This window comes from Streptococcus sp. k-628, from assembly GCF_013277475.1.
In the GTDB taxonomy this organism is placed as follows: domain Bacteria; phylum Bacillota; class Bacilli; order Lactobacillales; family Streptococcaceae; genus Streptococcus.
Genome location: NZ_VMMZ01000037.1, coordinates 5,343 through 12,465 on the forward strand (window position 1 = coordinate 5,343; position 7,123 = coordinate 12,465).

At 39.8% G+C, this 7,123-nt stretch carries 8 protein-coding genes; 5 read left to right on the forward strand and 3 right to left on the reverse strand.

All coding sequences use genetic code 11. The features are described from left to right. The first annotated feature begins 174 nt into the window (after positions 1-174). The 5 genes from sodA to HT730_RS05070 all read left to right on the forward strand — a co-directional run bounded on the left by sodA (position 175) and on the right by HT730_RS05070 (position 4,598). Positions 175-780, forward strand: coding sequence for a superoxide dismutase SodA (gene sodA, locus HT730_RS05050; RefSeq protein ID WP_000974733.1), 606 nt, complete (start codon positions 175-177; stop codon positions 778-780). Positions 781-936: 156 nt separating this feature from the next. Continuing rightward, the gene (locus HT730_RS05055; RefSeq protein ID WP_173217642.1) at positions 937-1,467 is read left to right on the forward strand and encodes a YutD family protein; all 531 of its coding nucleotides are present in this window, start codon (positions 937-939) and stop codon (positions 1,465-1,467) included. Positions 1,468-1,487: 20 nt separating this feature from the next. Then, positions 1,488-2,573 carry a 23S rRNA (adenine(2503)-C(2))-methyltransferase RlmN gene (gene rlmN, locus HT730_RS05060; RefSeq protein WP_173306996.1) on the forward strand — a complete coding sequence of 362 codons (1,086 nt, stop codon included), beginning with the start codon at positions 1,488-1,490 and terminating at the stop codon, positions 2,571-2,573. Further along, the gene (locus tag HT730_RS05065; RefSeq protein ID WP_173306997.1) at positions 2,573-3,055 is read left to right on the forward strand and encodes a VanZ family protein; all 483 of its coding nucleotides are present in this window, start codon (positions 2,573-2,575) and stop codon (positions 3,053-3,055) included. Before rlmN ends, HT730_RS05065 begins: the two co-directional genes overlap by 1 nt. Before the next feature lies 1 nt (position 3,056). Further along, a complete protein-coding gene (locus HT730_RS05070; RefSeq protein ID WP_173306998.1) occupies positions 3,057-4,598 on the forward strand; it encodes an ABC-F family ATP-binding cassette domain-containing protein in 1,542 nt (513 codons plus the stop codon). A 54-nt stretch (positions 4,599-4,652) separates the two neighbouring features. On the opposite strand, the gene HT730_RS05075 is transcribed toward HT730_RS05070, so the two are convergent. From HT730_RS05075 to HT730_RS05085, 3 genes are all read right to left on the reverse strand, one after another. Next, positions 4,653-5,456: a peptidylprolyl isomerase gene (locus HT730_RS05075; protein WP_173306999.1), complete on the reverse strand. Its 804-nt coding sequence runs from the start codon at positions 5,454-5,456 to the stop codon at positions 4,653-4,655. 305 nt (positions 5,457-5,761) lie between these two features. Next, positions 5,762-5,986 (reverse strand): helix-turn-helix transcriptional regulator, encoded by a 225-nt coding sequence (locus HT730_RS05080; protein ID WP_049532384.1) that lies wholly within the window; start codon positions 5,984-5,986, stop codon positions 5,762-5,764. Positions 5,987-5,988: 2 nt separating this feature from the next. Beyond that, complete coding sequence (locus HT730_RS05085; RefSeq protein ID WP_050242391.1) at positions 5,989-6,567, reverse strand: hypothetical protein; 579 nt, start codon at positions 6,565-6,567, stop codon at positions 5,989-5,991. Positions 6,568-7,123 lie beyond the last annotated feature (556 nt).

Consider the following 7,123-nt stretch of genomic DNA (forward strand, 5'->3'; position numbering starts at 1 on the left):
ACGAAGTCAGTTACATATACCTACGGCAAGGCGACGTTGACGCGGTTTGAAGAGATTTTCGAAGAGTATTATTAGAAAGTATTTCAGTGATTTCTTCATCTATAAGCAAAAAACTTGAAAAAAGTGAATGTTTGCGTTATCATTTTCATATAGAAAGAAAAAGAGGTATTACAGATGGCTATTATCTTACCAGATCTTCCATATGCATACGACGCTTTGGAACCATACATCGATGCGGAAACAATGCACTTGCACCATGACAAACACCATCAAACTTATGTCAACAATGCCAATGCAGCTCTTGAAAAACACCCTGAAATTGGTGAAGACCTTGAAGCCTTGCTTGCTGATGTAGAATCTATCCCAGCTGATATCCGTCAAGCGCTTATTAACAATGGTGGTGGACACTTGAACCATGCTCTTTTCTGGGAATTGATGACTCCTGAGAAAACAGCTCCTTCAGCAGAACTTGCAGCAGCAATCGATGCAACATTTGGTTCATTTGAAGAGTTCCAAGCAGCTTTCACTGCAGCAGCAACAACTCGTTTCGGTTCTGGATGGGCATGGTTGGTTGTCAACAAAGAAGGGAAACTTGAAGTGACTTCAACAGCAAACCAAGACACACCAATCTCAGAAGGTAAAAAACCAATCTTGGGCTTGGACGTTTGGGAACATGCTTACTACGTGAAATACCGCAACGTGCGTCCTGACTACATCAAAGCTTTCTTCTCAGTAATCAACTGGAACAAAGTAGATGAATTGTACGCAGCCGCTAAATAATGGTATATGGAGGGAAGAATAGTTCTTCTCTTTTTTAGGTCATATGATTCGAGTCTGACAAAATCGTCAGACTTTTTTCATTTTTATGAGAAACGTGCTAACTGCTAGAAATTATGGTAGAATAAAGTATTAAGTAATCGTGAAAAAAGGATATCTATGCGAAAAGAAATTGCACCTGAATTATACAACTATAACAAGTTTCCTGGTCCTGAGTTCCATTTACATGGGGACAAGGTCGAAACGGAAGGGATAGCTTTTTCCTTGGTGGAAAATATCAAGGATGCCTTTGATGTGACGGCTTTTAATCAGCGTTTTTCAGAAGTCTTAACCAAGTTTGATTATATCGTGGGAGACTGGAGCAACGAACAGCTTCGCCTACGAGGTTTTTACAAGGATGATCGAACAGAAGAAAAACTTGAAAAAATCAGTCGTTTACAAGACTACCTTTTAGAGTATTGTAGTTATGGTTGTGCCTATTTTGTCTTATCAAATGAAGCCCCTAAGCGAGCATCATTTGATAAGAAAATGCGTAAGAAGGAAGAAGAAACACCTTCTAAAAAAGGAAAGAAACCGACTCAAACAAAACGAAAGCCGAATGCAGATAAGAAAAATAGACGTCGTCAGAAGGACCAGCATTCTCAGAAAGAGGACAAGGGACAACGTCATTTTGTCATTCGTCAGAAGTGAGTAGAGAATAAGGAGTAGAAATGAAATCGTCAATTTATAGTTTAACACGTCAAACCATGCAGGAATGGGTTTTGGAGCAGGGAGAAAAGAAATTCCGTGCAGACCAAATTTGGGAATGGCTCTATCGTAAACGTGTCCAGTCATTTGAAGAAATGACCAACCTTTCCAAGGATTTGATTGCTAAGCTTAATGACCAGTTTGTGGTTAATCCCTTGAAACAGCGTATCGTGCAAGAGTCTGCTGATGGGACAGTTAAATATCTCTTTGAATTGCCTGACGGTATGTTGATTGAAACAGTACTCATGCGTCAACACTATGGTTTGTCAGTCTGTGTGACGACTCAGGTCGGATGTAATATCGGTTGTACCTTCTGTGCCTCTGGTTTGATCAAGAAACAACGCGACCTTAATAATGGAGAAATCGTAGCGCAAATCATGCTGGTTCAGAAATACTTTGATGAGCGTGGTCAGGATGAACGCGTCAGCCATATCGTTGTCATGGGTATCGGTGAGCCTTTTGATAACTATAACAATGTCTTGAATTTCGTTCGTACCATCAATGATGACAAGGGAATGGCTATCGGTGCTCGTCACATCACGGTTTCAACTTCAGGTTTGGCCCATAAAATTCGTGATTTTGCTAATGAAGGAGTTCAGGTCAATCTTGCCGTTTCCCTTCACGCACCTAACAATGAGTTGCGTTCAAGCATCATGAAGATTAACCGTGCCTTTCCGATTGAAAAACTCTTTGCGGCTATTGAGTACTACATCGAAACAACCAATCGTCGTGTGACCTTTGAATACATCATGCTCAATGAAGTCAATGACGGTGTAGAGCAAGCCTTGGAATTGGCTGAATTGCTCAAGAACATCAAGAAATTGTCTTATGTAAACTTGATTCCTTACAACCCAGTTAGTGAACATGACCAATATAGCCGTAGTCCCAAAGAGCGCGTGTTGGCCTTCTATGATACGCTTAAGAAAAAAGGGGTCAACTGTGTGGTTCGGCAAGAGCATGGTACAGATATTGATGCAGCTTGTGGACAATTGCGTTCCAATACAATGAAACGTGACCGCCAGAAAGCAGTCGCAGCAGTCAATCCTTAATGATGAAGAAGACTTATAATCATGTTTTGATCTGGGGAGTCATTTTTTATAGCATTTGCATTGTCTATTTTTGCTTTACTCCTCAAGAACATTCTCCCGTGGGGGTGGGAACTCCAGGTATTCAGCATCTTGGACGCCTGGTTTTTCTTTTGACTCCTTTCAATTCTTTCTGGAAACTGGGCGAAGTGAGTGATATGGGACAATTAAGCTGGATTTTTTTACAAAATATCCTCAATGTCTTCTTGCTTTTTCCTCTGATCTTTCAACTTATTTATCTCTTTCCAAATTTACGGAAAACAAAAAAAGTTCTTCTTTTCAGTTTTCTAGTGAGTCTTGGAATCGAGTGTACGCAGTTAGTCTTAGATTTTTTCTTTGATTTTAATCGCGTCTTTGAGATTGATGATTTGTGGACCAATACCTTGGGTGGCTATCTGGCTTGGCTCCTCTATAAACAATTACATAAAAACAAGATAAGGAATTAAAATGAGTATTTTAGAAGTTAAAAATCTGAGTCACGGTTTTGGTGACCGTGCAATTTTTGAAGATGTGTCCTTCCGTCTCCTCAAGGGAGAACATATCGGTCTAGTCGGTGCCAATGGTGAAGGGAAATCAACCTTTATGAGCATTGTAACTGGTAAGATGTTACCAGATGAAGGAAAGGTGGAGTGGTCCAAATATGTGACGGCGGGTTACTTGGATCAGCATTCAGTCTTGGAAGAAGGTCAGTCTGTTCGTGATGTGCTCCGTACAGCCTTTGATGAGCTGTTTAAAGCGGAATCCCGTATCAATGACCTTTATATGGAAATGGCTGAAGACGGAGCGGATGTTGATGCTCTCATGGAAGAAGTTGGCGAACTTCAAGACCGTTTGGAGAGTCGTGATTTCTATACCTTGGATGCTAAGATTGACGAAGTAGCGCGTGCCCTTGGTGTCATGGACTTTGGCATGGATACAGATGTAACTTCTTTGTCAGGTGGGCAAAGAACCAAGGTTCTTTTGGCTAAACTCCTCCTTGAAAAGCCAGATATCTTGCTTCTTGACGAGCCGACCAACTACTTGGATGCTGAGCATATTGACTGGCTCAAGCGCTATCTCCAAAACTATGAAAATGCATTTGTCCTTATTTCACATGATATCCCATTCCTGAACGATGTGATTAATATTGTCTATCATGTGGAAAATCAACAGTTGACACGATACTCTGGTGACTACTACCAGTTCCAAGAAGTCTATGCTATGAAGAAATCTCAGCTAGAGGCAGCCTACGAACGTCAGCAGAAAGAGATTGCGGACCTCAAGGACTTCGTCGCACGAAACAAAGCGCGTGTTGCAACACGAAACATGGCCATGTCTCGTCAGAAGAAATTGGATAAGATGGATATTATCGAACTGCAAAGTGAGAAACCAAAACCATCCTTTGATTTCAAACCAGCTCGTACACCAGGACGCTTTATCTTCCAAGCAAAAGATTTGCAGATTGGTTATGATCGACCTCTGACCAAGCCCTTAAATCTTACCTTTGAACGCAATCAAAAGGTTGCTATTATCGGTGCCAATGGTATCGGGAAAACAACTCTCTTGAAGTCTCTCTTGGGTATTATTCCACCAATCGCTGGGGAAGTGGAACGCGGTGACTACCTAGAACTCGGTTATTTTGAACAGGAAGTAGAAGGCGGTAATCGTCAAACACCACTAGAGGCTGTTTGGAATGCCTTTCCAGCTCTCAACCAAGCAGAAGTTCGTGCAGCCCTTGCCCGTTGTGGTCTGACAACCAAGCATATTGAAAGCCAAATTCAGGTCTTGTCAGGTGGGGAACAAGCCAAGGTTCGTTTCTGTCTCTTGATGAATCGTGAAAACAACGTTTTAGTGCTGGACGAGCCGACTAACCATTTGGATGTGGATGCCAAGGATGAACTCAAACGTGCTCTCAAAGAATACAAGGGATCTATTCTTATGGTCTGCCACGAACCAGACTTCTATGAAGGCTGGATGGACCAAATCTGGGATTTTAATAATCTAACTTAAAAATGAGGATAAAAGAAATACAGTACCGAATGTGGATACTGTATTTTTTGGTTTTTAAGATTTAAAATCGTAGTCTTTCACCACTTCGATGCTGTCGATTGTGATAGCAGTAGTTGGCTTGTCTTTTTCATCTTTTTCGGCTTTAGCAATCTTATCTACAACATCCATACCGTCAATCACTTGACCAAAGACTGGGTGTTTGCCATCTAGACTAGGGTTTCCACCTTCTTTGTAGGCTTCGATGATTTTCTTTGGATACTTGCTTGTAGGGAGTTTAGCAGAGGTATCTGTAGAATTTTGGTTGATGAAGAACTGGCTACCATTGGTGTTTGGTTGACCAGTATTAGCCATAGCAAGAGCACCACGGATGTTATAGAGATAAGGAGTAATCTCGTTCTTGAAACCAGTTCCCTTGTCTTTTGTCTTATCCTTGTCATGCCAGATAGACTGACCACCTGTACCGTCCCCTTTTGGATCTCCAGTTTGAACCATGAAGCCATCGATGACACGGTGGAAGGTAATGCCGTTATAGTAGCCTTCCTTGGCATGAGTGAGGAAGTTTTCAACCGCTAGAGGAGCGAGTTTAGGAAAGAGTTTAATGCGGATATCGCCCTGACTTGTGTGGAGAATTACTTCGGCTTCATCTTCAGCAACTTCCTTAGAAAGTTGAGGGAAGTTGGCATTCTCATTTGTTAAAGCATCGTTTAAGTCCTTGGCAGATTGGGCAGCTGCTTTAGAACTTTCTTCGGCAGCAAGACTGGAATCCACATAGTCATCGCCACGCAGACTACGTTGGATGCTGCTACATCCAGCTAGGGCTACAGTGGACAGTAAAAGAAGGGTTGCTAGTTTTTTCATTCTATTCCTCTCAAAAATTTATTTCTACCATTGTACCCTAAAAGGAAGTGGATTTCAAATGTTAGTGACAAGACAGTTTAAGAGGAAGCCAATCAGAAAGTAGCTTGTTTAGAGGCATCAATGCCATAAGTGTACTCGAAGTATTTAGGAAACCAGATCTTAAGAAGGCTCGTAAAGCATCACAATTAGTAAAGGTTAATTCGAAAGAATTACCATATTTTAAAAGAGCACATTTTCAAAGGATTTTTTCTTTTGGATTCAATTCCTAATTAATCAATGAACTTAATACTAGGTCTCGAAAAGAATTATGCTTCCTCTTGCTGTCTGAGTTCAAAGAGGTCTTCTACTTTCAGATTAAAAACTTGAGCAATTTTAAGAGCCATTTCCAGCGAAGGGTTGTAACGATTATTTTCCAAGTGCAGAATTGTCTCGCGTCGCATGCCGATGAGGTCGGCTAACTCCTGCTGGGTCATGCCTGTGGACTCACGAACAGATTTGAGATTAGTAATAATTTTGCTTTCTTTGGCCATGCTTATCCTTTCCGTTCCAAGATAAAATAGACAACCGCAAAGATGCAAATCAAGGCAGCTATGCTAATAAATATCTGTCCCATGTAAAGAGTGAGAGGCCCCATATACCCAATGATAACTGCTAGGATCATCAGTGTGCCTAGTATAAAAACCAACATCAAGCTAGCTGCCTTTGCTAAATTAGCATAAAAGCGTTCGTCCGGAGTTTCCTTGACATTTTTTAAAGAGAAAAAACCAAATGCAATCACTTCAATAACGAGGATAATTCCCAAAATCCATTCTTTAATACCAGAACTTACGCTTGGGGTCGCAATCCAAATTCCTACTGTATAAAAAATGCTTGCTGCAAATATAAGTATCGTGTAAAGCTTAGCAGACAAGTCAAAAATAATCTTTCCCTTACCTTTCTGACTCTTATGTAGCCAGCTCCAAATAGCTACAATTTGACCTGGTACTGAAATACCAGTAATAACTAACTTGGGTCCCCAACTAAGATTAGAACCAAATAAAACAATAAAATCAATAAAGAGAGCTACGGCAATCATTGCAATGAGGCCACGCATTTTTTGACTTTTTTTCATGATAGACTCCTTTTTTATGTTATAAATATATAACACTTAAATTTTATGTTATAAATATATCACATTTAAATTTAGAAAGCAAGAATTTATGTGCCAAGGTGGCAATTATTTGAAAAAATTTTTTAATAAAAGCCCTTGATAGTCAAATAACTAAAGAATTCTTTGAAGTAATGCATCGGATTTGGTTTGGATAGTTTCGTTAATAATATTTGATGATAAAGAATTTTTGAAAAATCTAGATACTGTATGAATCTCTACTTTTTTTCTTAGACTGTTACAAAGTCTGTCAGAATAGGCGTTGTAGGTGTAGAAGTTAATTTTTATAGAACTAAATTATTCCCCTATTTAGAATCTATTGATTCATATTTTATAAACTAAAATTAGTAGATATCTTTCTTAAAATCCTTGATATTTCGCTTGGGATTTAGGAGCCAAGCATTCAAATCATATTCAGGTGAGATGAAGGGATTAACTTGGTGGTCTTTATAAAATGTTTCTAATACTCTTCGAAAATCAAATTCAAACTACGTCAGCTTTGCCTTGCCGTAGATATATG